The organism is Nostoc sp. (assembly GCF_054880495.1).
Map to the genome: position 1 here is coordinate 1 of NZ_JBTYKD010000226.1, position 16,442 is coordinate 16,442.

The 16,442-nt window shown below is 41.9% G+C and carries 17 protein-coding genes and 2 pseudogenes; 10 read left to right on the plus strand and 9 right to left on the minus strand.

Annotated features, from left to right (window positions below):
• Nucleotides 1-130: DUF3146 family protein (locus tag ACYTXL_RS21545; RefSeq protein WP_461926526.1), on the minus strand; the 130-nt coding region annotated here is incomplete at its 3' end.
• 325 nt (nucleotides 131-455) lie between these two features.
• Nucleotides 456-1,007, minus strand: a complete 552-nt coding sequence (locus ACYTXL_RS21550) for a hypothetical protein (RefSeq protein ID WP_461921847.1) — start codon at nucleotides 1,005-1,007, stop codon at nucleotides 456-458.
• A 371-nt stretch (nucleotides 1,008-1,378) separates the two neighbouring features.
• On the opposite strand from ACYTXL_RS21550, the gene ACYTXL_RS21555 reads away from it, so the two are divergent.
• The 3 genes from ACYTXL_RS21555 (at nucleotide 1,379) to ACYTXL_RS21565 (ending at nucleotide 2,756) form a co-directional block, all read left to right on the plus strand.
• Nucleotides 1,379-2,245, plus strand: coding sequence for an aldo/keto reductase (locus tag ACYTXL_RS21555; protein WP_461921846.1), 867 nt, complete (start codon nucleotides 1,379-1,381; stop codon nucleotides 2,243-2,245).
• 201 nt (nucleotides 2,246-2,446) lie between these two features.
• On the plus strand, nucleotides 2,447-2,584 hold the full coding sequence (locus tag ACYTXL_RS21560; RefSeq protein ID WP_461921845.1) for a hypothetical protein: 138 nt from the start codon (nucleotides 2,447-2,449) through the stop codon (nucleotides 2,582-2,584).
• A complete protein-coding gene (locus ACYTXL_RS21565; protein ID WP_461921844.1) occupies nucleotides 2,565-2,756 on the plus strand; it encodes a hypothetical protein in 192 nt (63 codons plus the stop codon). Before ACYTXL_RS21560 ends, ACYTXL_RS21565 begins: the two co-directional genes overlap by 20 nt.
• 138 nt (nucleotides 2,757-2,894) lie before the next feature.
• On the opposite strand, the gene ACYTXL_RS21570 is transcribed toward ACYTXL_RS21565, so the two are convergent.
• Complete coding sequence (locus ACYTXL_RS21570) at nucleotides 2,895-4,298, minus strand: amidase (protein WP_461921843.1); 1,404 nt, start codon at nucleotides 4,296-4,298, stop codon at nucleotides 2,895-2,897.
• Between the two features lie 218 nt (nucleotides 4,299-4,516).
• Here ACYTXL_RS21570 and ACYTXL_RS21575 point away from each other — a divergent pair, with 218 nt between their 5' ends.
• Entirely contained in the window at nucleotides 4,517-6,016 is a 1,500-nt protein-coding gene (locus tag ACYTXL_RS21575) for a hypothetical protein (RefSeq protein ID WP_461921842.1), read from the plus strand.
• A gap of 455 nt (nucleotides 6,017-6,471) precedes the next feature.
• Here the strand turns inward: ACYTXL_RS21575 and ACYTXL_RS21580 are convergent.
• Nucleotides 6,472-6,615, minus strand: a pseudogene (locus ACYTXL_RS21580) (ISH3 family transposase); the annotation flags it as partial.
• Nucleotides 6,616-6,639: 24 nt separating this feature from the next.
• Between ACYTXL_RS21580 and ACYTXL_RS21585 the strand changes: the two are divergent.
• Nucleotides 6,640-6,900 (plus strand): hypothetical protein, encoded by a 261-nt coding sequence (locus ACYTXL_RS21585; protein ID WP_461926517.1) that lies wholly within the window; start codon nucleotides 6,640-6,642, stop codon nucleotides 6,898-6,900.
• 33 nt (nucleotides 6,901-6,933) lie between these two features.
• Here the strand turns inward: ACYTXL_RS21585 and map are convergent, their stop codons facing one another.
• Both map and ACYTXL_RS21595 read right to left on the minus strand, forming a co-directional pair.
• Nucleotides 6,934-7,761 (minus strand): type I methionyl aminopeptidase, encoded by an 828-nt coding sequence (map, locus tag ACYTXL_RS21590; protein WP_461926518.1) that lies wholly within the window; start codon nucleotides 7,759-7,761, stop codon nucleotides 6,934-6,936.
• Between the two features lie 209 nt (nucleotides 7,762-7,970).
• Nucleotides 7,971-8,039, minus strand: a pseudogene (locus ACYTXL_RS21595) (copper-binding protein); the annotation flags it as partial.
• A 195-nt stretch (nucleotides 8,040-8,234) separates the two neighbouring features.
• On the opposite strand from ACYTXL_RS21595, the gene ACYTXL_RS21600 reads away from it, so the two are divergent.
• Nucleotides 8,235-9,056 carry a Uma2 family endonuclease gene (locus tag ACYTXL_RS21600; protein ID WP_461926519.1) on the plus strand — a complete coding sequence of 274 codons (822 nt, stop codon included), beginning with the start codon at nucleotides 8,235-8,237 and terminating at the stop codon, nucleotides 9,054-9,056.
• 163 nt (nucleotides 9,057-9,219) lie between these two features.
• Here ACYTXL_RS21600 and ACYTXL_RS21605 read toward each other — a convergent pair whose 3' ends face one another.
• The 3 genes from ACYTXL_RS21605 to ACYTXL_RS21615 form a co-directional block, all read right to left on the minus strand.
• Nucleotides 9,220-12,048 (minus strand): M16 family metallopeptidase, encoded by a 2,829-nt coding sequence (locus ACYTXL_RS21605; RefSeq protein ID WP_461926520.1) that lies wholly within the window; start codon nucleotides 12,046-12,048, stop codon nucleotides 9,220-9,222.
• A gap of 230 nt (nucleotides 12,049-12,278) precedes the next feature.
• On the minus strand, nucleotides 12,279-12,722 hold the full coding sequence (locus tag ACYTXL_RS21610) for a VOC family protein (protein ID WP_461926521.1): 444 nt from the start codon (nucleotides 12,720-12,722) through the stop codon (nucleotides 12,279-12,281).
• Nucleotides 12,723-12,782: 60 nt separating this feature from the next.
• Nucleotides 12,783-13,295 (minus strand): TIGR02652 family protein, encoded by a 513-nt coding sequence (locus ACYTXL_RS21615; RefSeq protein ID WP_461926522.1) that lies wholly within the window; start codon nucleotides 13,293-13,295, stop codon nucleotides 12,783-12,785.
• Between the two features lie 239 nt (nucleotides 13,296-13,534).
• Here ACYTXL_RS21615 and ACYTXL_RS21620 point away from each other — a divergent pair, with 239 nt between their 5' ends.
• The 4 genes from ACYTXL_RS21620 to ACYTXL_RS21635 all read left to right on the plus strand — a co-directional run bounded on the left by ACYTXL_RS21620 (nucleotide 13,535) and on the right by ACYTXL_RS21635 (nucleotide 16,396).
• On the plus strand, nucleotides 13,535-14,062 hold the full coding sequence (locus ACYTXL_RS21620; RefSeq protein WP_461926523.1) for a gamma carbonic anhydrase family protein: 528 nt from the start codon (nucleotides 13,535-13,537) through the stop codon (nucleotides 14,060-14,062).
• 210 nt (nucleotides 14,063-14,272) lie between these two features.
• Nucleotides 14,273-14,401: a photosystem II protein Y gene (locus tag ACYTXL_RS21625; RefSeq protein WP_292799534.1), complete on the plus strand. Its 129-nt coding sequence runs from the start codon at nucleotides 14,273-14,275 to the stop codon at nucleotides 14,399-14,401.
• A 137-nt stretch (nucleotides 14,402-14,538) separates the two neighbouring features.
• Nucleotides 14,539-15,843: a bifunctional folylpolyglutamate synthase/dihydrofolate synthase gene (locus ACYTXL_RS21630; RefSeq protein ID WP_461926524.1), complete on the plus strand. Its 1,305-nt coding sequence runs from the start codon at nucleotides 14,539-14,541 to the stop codon at nucleotides 15,841-15,843.
• A gap of 175 nt (nucleotides 15,844-16,018) precedes the next feature.
• Nucleotides 16,019-16,396 carry a transposase family protein gene (locus ACYTXL_RS21635; protein WP_461926525.1) on the plus strand — a complete coding sequence of 126 codons (378 nt, stop codon included), beginning with the start codon at nucleotides 16,019-16,021 and terminating at the stop codon, nucleotides 16,394-16,396.
• Nucleotides 16,397-16,442 lie beyond the last annotated feature (46 nt).

Consider the following 16,442-nt stretch of genomic DNA (forward strand, 5'->3'; position numbering starts at 1 on the left):
GGCGAAAATGCCACTGGAAATGCCACTCAAACTCACCCGCATTCACTTCGCCTTCAAGGAAGCCATGTTGCCAGGATTGGCGGGTAATTCTGACACGGGCAATGGTTTCTGGTAGACGTTTTGCACTCACAATGCTTTATGTCAAGTGGGGAATAACAACCGATCATCTAGGCTATTTACTTTATCTACTAAACATAGCTTAATTAGACAAACTGACAAAGTGAGTATTTGTAGTTTACAGCACTTTGCAGGTAAATTAAGTACACATCTTAATATGATAAATCTTGTGGGGTGGGCATCCTGCCCGCCCTTGTGTACCTCATTCAGATGAAATGTGCTGTATTTGAGAAGTCAGGGATCTTGTTTCTTCCGAATGATTCAGGATTGCTGTATAATCTGCGCGGACTTAATGCCAGAAAGTTTGGGTCAGCAAGCTACCCTAGGGGTAATTTCAATTAAAATTTTAGGAATGAGTGAATCCTATAAATTGCATATCCGATGCTCTTTTCATCAGTATATTGTGGATTAATTGGAATTTCCTTGAAGGATTGTAGCACAATTACAACCCGATAAAGTTTGGAGTATTTATATTGCTTTTCTTGGATATCAAAACGCAGAATATTTTCTAGTGGATGTTCGATAATCTGGTTGCCACGCAGACTTTTACGTTCGATAAATACCTTGTCAATACTTTTATAGAAGGTGCAGGTAGTTACAGGTGATGTGGCAAAAAAAGCAGCGCTCGCCATAATAATCAATATAAATAAACTTAAGAAAAATAGATAATTTCGCTGATTCTGCTGCACTAATAAGGAAGTTTGCCCAGAGTTGATAAAATCGTTGATTTTAAAGGCAATTTCCTGATTCTCTTCATAGGGAACATGGGATAAAAGAGCAAAGTCTCCAAATGGAGTTACAATCATAACTTGATAGGTTTTGCTCCCTTTGCTACCAATCTTTGTTAAGACGTATGCTTCCTGGAGATCAAAGATTTTAAGTTTCTCCATACTTCCCAGTAAATTAAACCGCTTCAACTCACAGTTAAGTTGGTTTGGTGAAGGTCGAGTACAATTGAGACTAACTGAAGCAGAATCAAAAACTAAGCAGTAAATCAAAAAACTTAAACAGATAGTAAAAATGCACCACCCGCTAAACCAATATCTCAGTGGTCGATGCTTTAACTGCAATCTAGTACGGGTTTCCTCTACAATTTTCATCGGTACTTGTGTATAGAATCTTTAACCTCTGAGTAGAGTGTTCCCCTTGCAGACCATTTACTGATCACCAAGTCTAAGTACTAGGGAAGATTTATGATGAATCGCTAAAAAATTTTTGGCTAACTGATAGATAATTGGGGCAGAAAGCTATAGCTAGAAGTATGGAAACCAAACAGCTAGGAAAAACTGATATATTTGTGAGTGCGATCGGTTTGGGTGGTATGCCCATGTCAATTTCTAATCGCCCTCCCGAATCGCAATCAATCCAAGTTATTCATCGCGCCTTGGAGTTGGGTATTACATTTATTGACACTGCCGATTCTTACTGCAAAGATGAGTCAGATAAGCATCACAACGAGCGGCTAATTCACAAGGCACTTAGTAGTTACAAAGGCGATGTTAGCCAAGTGATTGTGGCAACTAAGGGCGGGTTGATGCGTCCCAATGGCAGTTGGACAAGCAACGGCAACCCAGAACATTTACGCCAAACAATTCGAGTCAGCTTTGAGGCGTTAGGTGGTGCTAAACCCATCGATGTTTGGCAATACCATTCTCCCGATACTAATTACACCATTGAAGAATCTCTTGCAGCAGTTAAAGAAGCAGTGGAGGCTGGTTTGATTCGCTTTGTGGGAGTTTCTAACTTTTCCGTTGAACAAATTAAGCAGGCGCGGGATGTAGTGGATATTATCTCAGTGCAGAATCAATACAGCCCTTGGCAACGACAGCCAGAAAATGACGGCGTGTTGAAGTATTGCGAACAGGAAGGATTGACCTTTTTGCCTTGGAGTCCCTTTGGTGGTAGTCGTCGCCATCAGAACTTGCAAGATATTTCTGCGATCGCTCAGTTAGCTAAAGAAAAAGGCGTGTCACTGTATAATATCGTTTTGGCGTGGTTGCGTTCCAAGTCTCCCGCTATTTTGCCAATTCCTGGTGCTAGCAAGGTTTCCAGCATTGAAGACTCAGTAGAAGCTATTAATGTGAAACTATCTGATCAAGAAGTACAAAAAATTGATCGGGCAACTTAATTTCATAAGTTCGTAGTCTGTACTGTCTTCGCTAAAGCGCAAACTACGAACAATCCCTACCCATCAGTTATTCATTGATGTACCAATAGTTGCGTCAGTTAAAATATTGACTTGAGAGCAGAAGAATTAATGAAGTTGAGCTTCAAGTTTCACGATGCGTTACATTTAGCTTTTGCAGAAGCGTGAGAAGCAGATATATTTTTGACGACTGACGATCGCCTGTTCAGGAAAGCAAAGCAATTTCAAAATATTTTAAAAATAGAAGTCGAAAATCCGACGATTTGGTTAATGAATATTTTACAAACAGAGGAAGAAAACAATGAAACCGACGGAAATTAGACAGCAAGGATATAAAGCCCTAATTGATGCTTTAGGGGTAGCAGGAACCCTGAGATTTTTACAGCAGTTAGAAGTGGGCTATGGTGACTATACCAAAGAATATCATCAATGGCTCGATCAAGTCACAATAAATGACTTTCGTAACTATGTTAAACAAAAAAAAATTGAATAAAAATAATAAGAACATCATTATATTTAATTATCTGAGAATCCCACCCTTGCAAGGGGTGGGAGGATGTTAATCTGCCTGCTGTTTCTAAACTTGCAAACACAATAATTTGTGAAAGTTGTTCTAGGGATGCCTGCATGATTAGCTCGATATTGCCAAGGCTGGACGATGATCAATCCAAGGGTTAGCCGCTTCTAATTGTGCTGCTAGGCTGATGAGTGTGGCTTCAGCCGCAGGTTTACCAATTAGCTGCACACTCATAGGTAAACCTTTACTATCAAAACCTACAGGAATTGCGATCGCAGGTTGTCCAGTTGCATTAGCAGGCGGACAAGGGGCAACCCATTGAATAATATTTTGGAATGTCTCTTCTGGACTCAACGAAGCCCATTCCCCAACCATGATCGGTGAATGTAGATAAACTGGCAATACCAGCACATCCACGGCATCGAAAAACGCCACAATCTGCCGTGCCACTATCTGCATTTGAGAAACTGCTTTCAGGTACTCGGCAACAGAACCTGTGCGGGCAAATAGCCACCGATTCACTGGTTGCAAAGCTTCAACAGGAAGTCCCGATGCCGCCACCCCAGCTTGCCAGACGATTTGAAATGGTTCAATTAAACCGCTAAAATCTGGAGATTTCTGTTCAACTTGGTGGCCGAGTTGTTCTAATAACTGGACTGTTTGGCGGACACCTTGCTGACAGTTGGCGTCAGCTTCTCCCAAAGGAGAAATGTTAGTGTCAAAAGCAATTCGCAAAGCACCGAGTTTTGTCTGAGTAGCGGCGAGAAATGATGGTTCGGGATCTGGCAACCAGTAAGGATCGCCTGTGATATAGCCAGAGATGGCATCTAAAAAAGCCGCAGCATCAGCGACAGTGCGGGCGATCGGTCCGTTGGCGGCAATTCCAGCCAGGCGTTCGCCTACGGGTGCTTTACTCACCCTGCCCCTGGATGGTTTGAGTCCCACCAAACCACAACAAGCCGCAGGCCCCCGAATTGAACCACCGCCATCAGAACCTTGAGCGATCGCACACAATCCTGCTGCTACCGCCGCCGCCGCGCCACCACTAGAACCGCCAGGGGTGTATTCTAAATTCCACGGATTTCTGGCTGGGGGAAAACCCGTAGGTTCGCTGTAAGGTAATGAACCTAATTCGGAAGTCGCTGTTTTACCAAGAATAGTAAACCCAGCTTGCTTAATTCGGGTAACAACCCCATCATCATAGTTAGGGACATTGTTCAGCAATGCCGGATTCCCATAGGTACAGGTAACACCCGCGACAGCGTTGAGGTCTTTAATGGAAATCGGCACCCCAAAAAATGGCGGTAGTTCTGAGGCAGTTGTCAGTAATTCTGTTTTGGCTTTAGCATCTGCGATCGCTAGTTCTGCCGTCACCGTAAAATAACTTCCTAATTTAGGATTCAACTGCCCAATCCGTTCTAAATATATTTCCACCAACTCTAGCGGTGATACTTCCCGGCGACGGATTAATTGCGCCAACTCTAGGGCTGGGGTAAATGCTAAATCAACTTCATTCATACATTAGTGAATGGGTAATTTTGTCTTTCTCTGGGATTTTAAAACTTAAATTGTTACTTTAGCAGGATTTCTGGGAACTATACATTTTATGGCTCCTGAGATTTGTCAATCAACTAGGATGCTGAGATGCAACAGGCGTGGTTACAGTCTTACTCAAGCCATTTTAATTGTTTCGCATAAACAACTAACAACTTTCGACAAATGCTTAAGGGGTATCTATGGCTAACCTAGAAGTACTTGTGAGTGAATTGCCAGCACTGATTCCGAGTCTAAAACTGACTATTGGCGATTCTAATCAAATCATGGAGCAAATTATCCTGATCAATAATGCTCAGGAACAACTACGGAATCTTAAAAAATTAATTCCTCAGGAATTGAAATTTGATCGCATCAAAAATTCGGCGATCGCCACACTGCCTCGAATCAGTACAGGAGCTAATTTGTTTATACCTAGTGTGGCATTAGTAGATCCCGCGATCGCAGAAAAATTTGGCAACTTACAAACTAAAATTTCATTAACTGATTTACAATCAAAAATTAATTCTTGGATTGAATGGGGTTATTTTTTGCAGGCAATCGCCGCTGATATTCTGAGTGATGTTAAGTTGGTTAATCAACTAAATTCTGATATTAATCATCTCAGTATAACCGCCAATTTTCAGGTAATTGCTGAAAGCTTAAATATTAACTTAGCCTTTAGCAACTCTAATATTTTAGAACGTCAAATTCAAACAATCAGCAATTCTCAAAATGAGCTATTACAATTACAGCAAAAATTAAGTTATATTTTTAATACTATTAAAAATAGTCATAGCTTATTAAATATCTTATTAGGGGTGTCTGCTTTTTATGGTAAATCTGGCTTTGCTTTAGAGTGGTTAGATGATGACCACGAATTAATTATATCGAGTGATGGTAAATTTCAAGAATTGACAGATATTCTTAATGATTGTGATTTTTTCCAAGAACAAATTGCTGCTTTAATTATTCAGGGTGACACTTTAAGGCAGCAAGCAGAAGAAGCCCTAAAAAAGCTTGAACAAGAAATTAATAAAGAAGCAATTATTAGCCAGAAAGTAGAAATAGTACCAAAGTTTTCGACACAAAAAATAGTCCATTCAGCTTTGATAATAGCCTCAAGTTTATTAATCTTAGGTTTTGGTGCTTGGAAAATTAAAGAGCAAAGTCCACAATTCCAGGAGATAAGTCTAAGTTTAACTCAAGAAGGAAGTGCGAGCGTCGCAGACGACGGCGGAGCCATCGCTAACTTTAAATCTGCTCAAAAACTTGGTATGGAGGCTGCTTCTCTGGTTCAAAATCCGCCGCATCCTCTACAAGTCTGGCAACAAGCACAAAACAAATGGCATCAGGCAATAATCTTGTTAGATAGTATTCCTAATCAAACATCAGTTTCTGATCGAGCAAAGAATAAATTAGCTTACTATCAGATTAACTATAAATTTATCAGTCAAAGAGTCTTAATTGAAAAGGAAGCCTTAGCAAATTTAGAATCAGCCCAAAAACTAGCCATAGAAGCTAATTTAGTTAGACAAAACTCACCTCATTCACGACGAATTCGCCAGCAAGCAAAAGATAAATGGGAGCAAGCAATTAATTTATTAGAAGCGATTCCAGAGACTACATTTGTCTCTATAGAAGCTAAAGAAACGCTTCCTCTTTATAAAACTAACTATGCGGCTATCAGGAAGATAATCTAAAACTAAACTTTCCGCCTAAGTCCTGATTTTCAACACAAGTTTAATATTCTCCGCGTTCCTTTGCGCTTCGCTCCGCGAACCTTTGCGTTAAAAACAACTAACAATTACACCTTAGAACGGTCAGTGGAATGTCTAGGCTAAAATAATGCATTAGACGTAGGTTGGGTGGAGCAGAGCGCAACCCAACTGATTATCAGGATGTTGGCTTTGGCAAAGCCTCCAACGCCACTTGCTACAACGCGGGAAACCCGCGCAACGCAGTGGCTCCCCAACCTACAATTTTTTTCCAACATTCTAGCCAAGAGGGGCTACTACAAGACTACCGAGATTTTTTCAGAAATCAAATATGATTCCTATAGTATAGATTATGATTACTTATGATTAGTTGGTCGAGAAATTGTTAGTACTAACCTGTTGGAATATAAATGCTTTCAACTACTTGATATTTGCGCTGTACTTTTTTTACCCTTGAGAAATTGCTTAATTCCTCCTTGCTTTCCCGTCTTGATAGCAGGCATGACAAATGGAATATCTAATGCTTGCAACCAGCGAATTACAGGAGTATTAAAAAAGCCTCTATCTAGGTAGAGTTTTTTTACAATATTGAGAAGTTTGATTGACAGATGGTAACCCTCACTGGAACAATTACGAATGAATACTTAAATTTGGCATCTATCTACAAACAGAGTAATATGGTTAATAATTTTTTAGTACAGCACATTTCCAAAGGGACTGGTAGGTTTTTTGCAAGTGCATCAATAGCAATAAGCATTTTATCTACTATTGGTTTAAGTTCTTCACGGGCTTGGGCTGATTCTATTTACACAACCAATATCCGTTCTGCGATCGCGTTTTGTTTCTGCTTTTTAGTCCTTGTTTTCTAAGCACTTCAGTGCTTAGAAAACAAGGACTAATCATTACACCTTAGAACGGTCAGTCAAAATCTCATAACCAGTTTCCGTTACCAACACTGTATGCTCAAACTGAGCCGACAAAGAATTATCCACAGTGACAGCAGTCCAACGGTCAGATAATGTTCGCGTGTGTCTAGAACCCGCATTTAAAATTGGCTCAATTGCCAGCGTCATCCCCGCACGGAGTTTAACATTTGGCATCTCGCGGGTACGGTAGTTGAATACTGAAGGTTCTTCATGCAGGTTACGACCAACACCGTGTCCAGTGAATTCTTCGACTATACTAAAACCGTTAACTTTTACATGATCTTCAATTGCTCCAGCTAAGTCAAGCAGGTATGCACCCGCCTTAACTTGTTCAATGCCCTTATATAAAGCTTCTTCTGCTATGCGAATTAATTTAGCAGCTTCTTGGGTTATTTCACCGACAGCAATTGAAATGCAAGAATCACCATGAAAACCTTGGTAATAAGCGCCCGTATCTACTTTTAATACATCCCCCAGGCGAATGACTTTCTTGGGACTAGGAATGCCATGTACTGCTTCATTATTAATACTGGAACAGATAGAACCGGGAAAACCGTGATATCCTTTAAAACTCGGTGTTGCACCCATTTCGCGGATGCGTTTTTCTGCATAAACATCCAAATCAGCCGTTGTCATTCCTGGCTTTACTAGCTCGGAAATTTCTTTTAGAACAGTTGCTACAATTGTCGCTGATTGCCGCATGATTTCAATTTCACGCAGCGATTTAATTTCAATTCCTCGGCGTTGTTTTTTCGCAGTTGCAGGCTGACTTGTTTGAGAAAGTAAGTTACTGAAAATGTTCATAAATTAATAATTACTGGTGGTTGTGCTGCTGAAGTATGAATGCTTTCTCTAGATTACTTGAGAAATAATATCTATAATTTAAGTTATTTTAATCCCTATAGGGATTCTTGCAGTTTAGCCGCTAACGTATATAGAATAACACATTCGCATACTCCTGATGTATTGGATTTGAGTTCCAGTTCATGAATGACTGCTTTAATTTGTACTTACTCTGCTTCGACTTTTGGCGTCCAGATGCCATTGGCAAAATGTTTGGCGGTAAAATAGTTTTTCAGTTGAGGGACTTCCAAATAAAAAAGTACTCAACTACTTCTTGTGGGGTGGGCGACACGAGCGCCCCTAAGCTAAGGCGGGCAAGATGCCCACCCCACAAGATTGGGTAATTTATTTGTTGGAAGTCCCTGACTAAGATTAGTTAACCGCAACTGATAGCATTTACCAATATAATTAATCAATTTCCTCCCAAATTCCTTATGACTTCCTCTCCTCCCTTTATCCCTCAATCTGACCCTCCCCTTCCTCCTTGGGAAACCCTACCAACGATGTATGATTTACCAAGTGAGAACCCAGAGGAACCAGGTTTGCCAGACGATTTTCACTTTTTACAGCCTTTACTTTTATACTTAACTTTTCAACCCACTATCTGGAATCCAGAATTAGTTTACAGCGCTGCTGACCTTAATCTCTACTATGATCTCCAGCATCCTTTATGGTATAAGCGCCCAGATTGGTTTGGTGTGGTAGGAGTCTCAAAACTCTACAAAGGGGAGGACTTGCGTTTAAGTTATGTAACTTGGCAAGAACCAGCAAATCCCTTTGTGGTAGTGGAATTATTATCTCCAGGTACAGAAGCGGAAGATTTAGGTATGAAAAAAAACGCAGCCCATAAACCTCCCAGCAAATGGGAAGTTTATGAACGAATTCTGCGGGTTCCCTACTATATTGTTTTTAGCCGCTACACTGATGAACTCCAAGCTTTTCAGCTAGCAGGCGGTCACTATGAACCGATGAATTTGACTCAGGGACGTTTACCAATGCCAGAGTTGGGCTTAAGTTTAGGATTATGGCAGGGGTCATTTCAAGATATTTCTAAGTTGTGGTTAAGGTGGTTTACCTTAGCAGGAGAATTAATTCCAGTACCCACAGAAGAAGCGGCTACGGCTAAACAAGAAGCAGCTACGGCCAAACAAGAAGCGGCTACGGCCAAACAAGAAGCGACTCAAGCAAGACAAAAGGCAGAACAATTAACAGAACGTTTGCGTCAGTTAGGCGTGAATCCTGATGAGCTAGATTAATATTTGTCATTTGTCATTTGTCATTTGTCCCCAGTTAGCGAATAAGAATTAAATAACAATCCAATTTATGTCCCCGGTTTACCTCACCCTCAATCCCTCTCCTTATAAAGGAGAGGGAAGCTAGAGACAGGATGAAGTTTTGTATTTATTTAATCCATGTTCCTTAGCGAATACTTTTTTCTGCTAATACAGATGAACCAGCAGTGACGGCCAGGATTTGATCTGGGTGGAGTAACTCACGAGCCGCTTGATTGACTTGGGCAAGGGTAACTTTCTGGATTTTATCAGTGAAAGAGTGCAATTCTACTTTATCTAATCCATATACCTCATTGATCAGAATTCTATCTGTTAATTCCTCTGGGTTTGCCAAGGAAACGTTGTAATTGCTGATGAGGGTGCATTTAGCTGTTTCTACTTCCAGTGCGGTGACGCCTTGCTGATGGATTTGCTGTAAGATTTGGCGGGTACTAGCGATCGCTTTGGTGCTATCTTCTGGACTAGTCTGCATCTCAATCAAAAATGTCCCGGCATTCTTAAGAGCTTGGAAGTAGCTATAAATTCCATAACTCAAACCTTGGCGATCGCGCACTTCTGCACCTAATCTACTAGATAAGGTATCGCCTCCCAAAATCTGGTTTAATACTAAGGCTGCGTGAAACCGATGATCATAACGGTTAATACTTGTGCAACCCATATAAGTAACAGCTTGGGCTTTACCGGGTAAAACTGGGTTGAGACTGACTATTTTCTCCGGCATTGATACCGGGGGATATTTTAATGTCGGTGCTTCCCCACTAACTTCCCAGTTACCAAACTCATTTTTAAGCAGCGATCGCACTTTGTCCAGATCAAAATCTCCCACCAGGGCTAGCACTGTCGTATCTGGACGATAATGTTTAGCTTTGAAATCAATTACATCCTGGCGCTGAATCTGCTGTAAACTCTCCTCTGTAGGAAAGGTGTGTAAGGGATGTTTTTTCGGGTAAATTGACTGAACAAATATTCTTTTGGCTACTTCTGATGGCTCATCTAATTCCTGTTGCAGATCAGTTAAAGTTTGTTGGCGATGCAGTTCCAAATCTTTGACTGGAAAGGTACAATTTTTAACAACATCTGCCAATACTTCAATGAGTATCGGCAAATCCTCTGCTAAACTATCACCCTCAATATGCACACCTTCACTATATGCTTGAAAGTCTAGACTAGCCCCTCGTTCTGCCAAGACTTTGGCAATAGTTAAGACATTCTTGCTATTAGTGCCATTTAGCAAATTTGCTGCTACAAAAGCAGCCAGCCCAGCTTGATTATCTGGATCAAATTCCGTCCCCGCTTGAATATGTCCGCTCAGGGTAACGGTAGGAGTACTATTATCTCTTAATAGTAATATCCGCAGTCCGTTGGTCAATTTAAATTGCTCTGGTAATACTTGGGCGATGTCTTCTCTACCAGAGGCTAACGCTCGTTCGCCCTTGGCGTCTCCCCTTGGCAGAGGACTCGCTAACCCTGCGCTAATGCCAACGACGGCAAGCAACGCATCTGTAGCTGATGGCGGTAAATACTTCACCACCTCAGACAGAAGCACAGGTGCTGCAGGAGAGAAATTCTCTGTAGTTTGGGCTGAGTCTGGTTTGTCACCAACTTCTGTTATCTGCTTCTGGGTTGGTTCAAAAAAGCCTACTGTCCGGGCTTCTTTTCTCAGGTATTTGTTAATCACAGCGACAACATCCGTCGGCTTCACCAGACGGACAGCTGTTAAATAGCGGTCTGTGTAGTGATAATCACCAGCAGTTGTTTGATCATGTCCCAATCGCATTGCTTGAGAGGTGATATCACGGTTACTCAAAATTACATCTGCTATTAATTGGGTTTTGGCTTGTTCTACTTCCTCAGATGTCACGCCTTTTTCTGCTACATTGGCGATCGCGCTACTCAACATTGAGTCAATTTTTTTCAAATCTTGTTTAGAACCAGCCGTTACCAACACCTCATACCAGCCAGATTCTCGCAAACTGGTAACAGATGCTGTGACTTCATTAGCTAAACCTGACTCCACTAATGCCTGATAAAGTCTAGAATTCCGTCCCTCTGTAAAGATGTAATCCATCACATCCAGCGCCGGCACATCCGGTTGATTTGCATCCGGTAGCGGATACACAACTTGTAACAGCCGCCCTGCTCCCGGTTCTCGCAACACTATGGGAGTATTGAGTGCTGAGTCAGATGAGGTAAAAGTATTTTTACTCCTAACTCCTAACCCTTCGGCAGGTGTTACCCTGAGTCCTTCGACAAGCTCAGGGTAAGAGGTGCCGAAGGACTCAGGGCATCGCTCCTCACTCCTAACTCTCTTCGCTAATTCGCCAAATACTTCTTTAACTGTTTCAAGGGTATTTGCAGTTTGAAAATCTCCAACAATCACTAAGACGGCATTATCAGGACTGTAAAAATTGCGGTAATATTTCTGTACCTGTTCAACTTGAAATTTCTCGACATCCGCTTTGGTGCCACCTACAGGCAACCCATAAGCGTGATTGGGAAACACCGCCTGCATGACGGCGCGGTTAAGGCGATATTCTGGACTATTTTCGTAACCCTGCAACTCCGAAATTACTACCCGCTTCTCACTCGCCAATTGTTCCGGCTCAATCTGGGAATTTTGCATTCTGTCCGCTTCCAGCACTAAGAGGGCTTTTAGCTTGTTTCGTTCTACAGTACCGTAATATGCAGTTTGGTCATAACTGGTGAAAGCATTAGAATCACTACCTAAAGCACTAAACAAACGTCCAAATTGAATCGGACGATTTTTTGTTCCTTTAAACATCATGTGTTCCAACTGGTGGGCAATGCCATTCACGCCTGGTTCTTCGTTGCGTGAGCCAACCTTATACCACACCTGCACCGTCACTACTGGCGCAGTATGCACTTCCTTTGTCAGGACAGTTAGACCATTCTCCAGCACTGTTTTGCGGACATTTTCTGTCAGTGTTGAGGGCATTATTGTTTTTGCTAGCAAGGTTGAGTAGTATTTTTCTTTGTTAAATATAGCTGGATGTTGGCTATGAGCAGGTTAATCGCTCAACAAAAAACTGCTCCTAGCCATAAGCTTAAAAGTAAAATCTGGAAAATCCATAATATGTATTTAGCAGATATATCTGTAAATTAAATTACCTCCGAAACAATACAGAAAAACAATATATTAACAACAAATGTAATAAAAAAGCTAAATTATGGGAGTTTTGCTAAAACCCGAATTAATTCCAGAGGTAAGCCATCGGTATCGGCGATGAAAGCTACTTCGTAAATGCGATCGCCTATTTGCTGTTGTGTCGGTTCTAAAAGTACCTTCAACGGTTGTAATTCTTCGGGTTGACTCTCAGCAGCTAGTGATACACGTTCTTGTAAACTTGTCAACCAGCTAGGTAAATCTGGTGTAATCTCAGTTAAATCGAACGAGAGATGATAGTATCCCACATAATGTTCGTCAGCAAAAGCATCTGGGGCTGGTTTTGGTTCGGGGATTTGGATCAGTTCAATTCTGCCGCCCAATCCTTCCATCCAGCAAGCTAGAGTGTAGCCGGTAGTAAAGCGTTCCGAAATTGTAAACCCTAAATGTTCGTAGAAAGCGATCGCTCGATGAATATTCGCAGTCCGAATAGAAGCGTGGTGCATAAATTAGTCATTAGTCATTAGTCATTAGTCATTGGTCATTTGACTAATGACTAATGACCATTACTCAAACAACCTGAAATAAGGGTAGCGCACAGGCACGCCAGGCTCTTTTTCCAAGTCAAAATTAATCACTTCCCAACAGGGATCTTCTGAGGTATCGGGGCTAAACTCCACGGGTAAGCCATACAAACGTGCCGCAGTAGCTTCTGGCATTCCAGAACGCCAAGGTGTACTGCGTTCTAAGTAGCCACTCATCAAGTCCTGATAGCGTTGAGCAATAATCACCTTTGTTGCTCGATAGCCTTGGGTATAAAGCTTGTCTAATGCTTCGTGAATTTCAAAGCGAATACCATCGGGATGAGTATGCTGTCTATACCATTCATTATTCCACCTCCGCCAATTACGACCCGATTGCAAATGGATTAACTCTCCATTTTTAGGATTAGCTTCAAACGCGCCATGACGTGTACACAAATAGGTATCTGTTAATGTCAGCGCCGGAATAGTCTGGCGACAATGGGGACACTGTATTTCCGGCCCAAACATTGGGTACTGCAAGCCTGGATTCATCATGAAGTGCGTACAAACATAATTTTGTCTTCACCAGCGCGAGTGGGTTTGATTATACACTTCGGCTCTACAACTTTGGGTTACTTGCTCACTGCTGCACAGACAGGGGGTTCCGGCAGGAACATTGTTCACTAGTCTTTTCCTCAGCGTAGAGGCTTGACGCTGTGATATCCTGGTTGTGCAACCAGCCTCAAAGGTTGGAGTTTCTCCAGTGTTCCTGGGTACCATATTCATATTCTATCGTGTCTACCGCTTCTTACTGGACATCTCCTGATTTTTCTCAAGCGGCCTTCATCGCAGCCAATGCTGTTGTTATCGGTTCGGTAAATATAGCAGCAGGTGTGAGCATTTGGTATGGAGCAGTAGTTAGAGGAGATGTTGAACGGATTGAAATTGGCGAATGTACAAATATTCAGGATGGTGCAATTCTACATGGTGATCCTGGTTTTCCGACAATTTTAGAAGATCATGTTACCGTAGGGCATCGCGCTGTGGTACATTCCGCTTACATTGAGCGTGGAAGTTTAATTGGCATTGGCGCAGTGATTTTAGACGGGGTACGAGTAGGCGCTGGTAGCATTATTGGTGCTGGCGCAGTGGTAACTAAAAATATACCGCCTTTATCCCTAGTTGTCGGTATTCCTGGAAAAGTGTCACGAGAAGTAACAGACATTGAAGCCGCAGAACTCATTGAACACGCTAAACGTTACCAAAAGTTAGCTTTAGTTCATGCTGGTAAGGGTACTGATATCGGTTTTAGCAAGTCTTAGGGAGTGGGGAGAAATCAATTCAAAATTCAAAATTCAAAATTCAAAATTGTTCGCGCAGCGTCTCCTAGAAAAGAAAAGACTGGGGGAGATGTAGTTATAATGTAAATATTCTTTACATATTGGGTGGGAAAAGTTGCCCACTTCAGCTAACAATAAAAATGAGAGCAGTTGGCAAAACTTTAATTTGTACTTAAAAAAGGGGTTCTAGATATGGATTCTATCGATTTTCGTATAGCGATCGTTTTAGCACCAGTAGCCATTGCTGCTAGCTGGGCAGTATTTAATATTGGTGCTGCGGCTTTAAGACAAATTCAAGGTTTTTGGGATAAGGAAGCGTAAATTCGGCTGAATATCATTACTCTTTAACCGGCTGTTTCTCTTCACAGAGGCAGTCGGTTTTATTCATAACGATAAATGTGGCATTGAGTTTAAGTAGTCTCCCTTGTCCCCCCACTCCCCACTCCCCACTCCTTTCCTTGGATATCGATTCTGTAATACAACCCCTGCAACGCTTTGGTGTCCATTTGGGACTCGATCGCATTGTGAATCTATTGGCAAATCTCGGCAATCCCCATCACCAAATCCCGCTAATTCACGTTGCTGGCACTAATGGCAAAGGTTCAGTTTGCGCCTATCTTTCCTCAGTACTTACTGAAGCGGGTTATCATACAGGACGCTACACTTCCCCCCATTTAGTTGATTGGAACGAACGTATTTGTCTGAATGAACAGCCAATTTCCTCTGAGGAATTGAGTCAATTATTAGAAAAAGTCCAAGCGGCAATTCAGGCTGGTGACGATTCTGTAACTCAGTTTGAAGTAATTACCGCAGCCGCTTGGTTATATTTTGCCCAGCAGCAAGTAGATGTGGCTGTGGTAGAAGTCGGACTAGGAGGGCGCTTGGATGCTACCAATGTCTGCTTGGAACCGCTAGTTACGATCATTACTTCCATCAGCCGAGAACATTGGCAGCAACTTGGCCCTAATATCGCTGACATTGCTAGAGAAAAAGCAGGTATTCTCAAACCTGGATGTGCCGTTGTGGTTGGAACATTGCCACCGGATGCAGAGAAAGTTGTGCGATCGCGTGCTTTAGAATTAGAATGCCCGATTTTTACACCTCAACCCGCCCGTCAAACAAATCCAGGATGGGCAGAATATCAAACAATTCAAAATTCTAATTTAATTAAATATTCCTTGGCGTTAGCGGGACAGATTCAATTAACTAATTCAGCTTTGGCTTTAGCTGCTTTAGAAATTCTCCAACAATCAGGTTGGCAGATTTCTGAAGAAGCCATAATTAACGGCATGGCAAAAACCCAATGGCCGGGGCGGATGCAATGGACTACTTGGAAAAACCATCAATTATTACTTGATGGCGCACATAATACCGCCGCCGCTCAAGTTCTGCGCGATTATGTCGATAGCTTAGACGCAGTTAACCACAAACCCGTCAATTGGGTTATGGGAATGTTTGCCGATAAGGATCATGCTGATATTTTTACTGCCTTACTGCGGCCAGGCGATCGCCTTTATTTGGTGCCAATACCAGTAGAACCTTGGCCCGGTAGAACTTCCGCCGATTTACAGGAATTATCAAACCTAGCTTACAACCTCTGTCCCGAATTAAGCGATCGGCAAATACATCCAGATTTATTTACAGCATTAGAAGCCGCAACCTCAACCGCCACCACAGACGATTTAATCGTTTTGTGTGGTTCCCTTTATTTAGTCGGCGATTTTTTAGCAAGTACTGAGGTTCAGAGGACATACAGAAGTTAGCAGTTTTGATTTTACCTGTATTGAAAAAATCAAAATTTTCTACTCCAAACTCCTAAGGGATTTCTAAGAAATAAATTATTCAATCTTGTGGGGTGGGCATCAGGGCTATTTCATTCTAAATGTAGACGCGATATGGTATAATTCAGCGCCATATCTACTTCAAGCATCTACTACCGTGTCTGAAATCGAAATTATCAAAGCTTTTGCAGGTCTAGAAGACCCCCGTCGCCGCGCCGGACAGCGACATACTCTACCATTATGCCTAGCGCTGTTCACATTGGCGATCGCCGCAGGCAATAAAGGATTTTTAGCGATTGGAGATTGGATTTCAAGCTACCGTGAGGAGTTGATAGACCTCTTGAAACCCACAAAAAATAGGCTTCCTTCTTACAGTACAGTTCGTCGTAATTTATTACACATAAATTACGACGAGTATTCCGTATGCCTTGCGAATTTCTTTGACATCAAACCACTGCCTGGAGAAACTGTTGGTATGGATGGTAAACCCGGATTTCTCACAAACTCAGAAAAAAGCGGAGCTTTAAACTGCTAAAATGTTTATATGACAAGCATTTCAGCAGTTTTAACCGATGAATCGA

Excerpts from the sequence above, each read along its gene's own strand:
- ACYTXL_RS21550 (WP_461921847.1), bottom strand. The coding sequence starts at position 1,007 with ATGGAGAAACTTAAAATCTTTGATCTCCAGGAAGCATACGTCTTAACA.
- ACYTXL_RS21555 (WP_461921846.1), top strand. The coding sequence starts at position 1,379 with ATGGAAACCAAACAGCTAGGAAAAACTGATATATTTGTGAGTGCGATC.
- ACYTXL_RS21565 (WP_461921844.1), top strand. The coding sequence starts at position 2,565 with ATGAAACCGACGGAAATTAGACAGCAAGGATATAAAGCCCTAATTGAT.
- ACYTXL_RS21570 (WP_461921843.1), bottom strand. The coding sequence starts at position 4,298 with ATGAATGAAGTTGATTTAGCATTTACCCCAGCCCTAGAGTTGGCGCAA.
- ACYTXL_RS21575 (WP_461921842.1), top strand. The coding sequence starts at position 4,517 with ATGGCTAACCTAGAAGTACTTGTGAGTGAATTGCCAGCACTGATTCCG.
- ACYTXL_RS21585 (WP_461926517.1), top strand. The coding sequence starts at position 6,640 with ATGGTAACCCTCACTGGAACAATTACGAATGAATACTTAAATTTGGCA.
- map (WP_461926518.1), bottom strand. The coding sequence starts at position 7,761 with ATGAACATTTTCAGTAACTTACTTTCTCAAACAAGTCAGCCTGCAACT.
- ACYTXL_RS21600 (WP_461926519.1), top strand. The coding sequence starts at position 8,235 with ATGACTTCCTCTCCTCCCTTTATCCCTCAATCTGACCCTCCCCTTCCT.
- ACYTXL_RS21605 (WP_461926520.1), bottom strand. The coding sequence starts at position 12,048 with ATGCCCTCAACACTGACAGAAAATGTCCGCAAAACAGTGCTGGAGAAT.
- ACYTXL_RS21610 (WP_461926521.1), bottom strand. The coding sequence starts at position 12,722 with ATGCACCACGCTTCTATTCGGACTGCGAATATTCATCGAGCGATCGCT.
- ACYTXL_RS21615 (WP_461926522.1), bottom strand. The coding sequence starts at position 13,295 with ATGATGAATCCAGGCTTGCAGTACCCAATGTTTGGGCCGGAAATACAG.
- ACYTXL_RS21625 (WP_292799534.1), top strand. The coding sequence starts at position 14,273 with ATGGATTCTATCGATTTTCGTATAGCGATCGTTTTAGCACCAGTAGCC.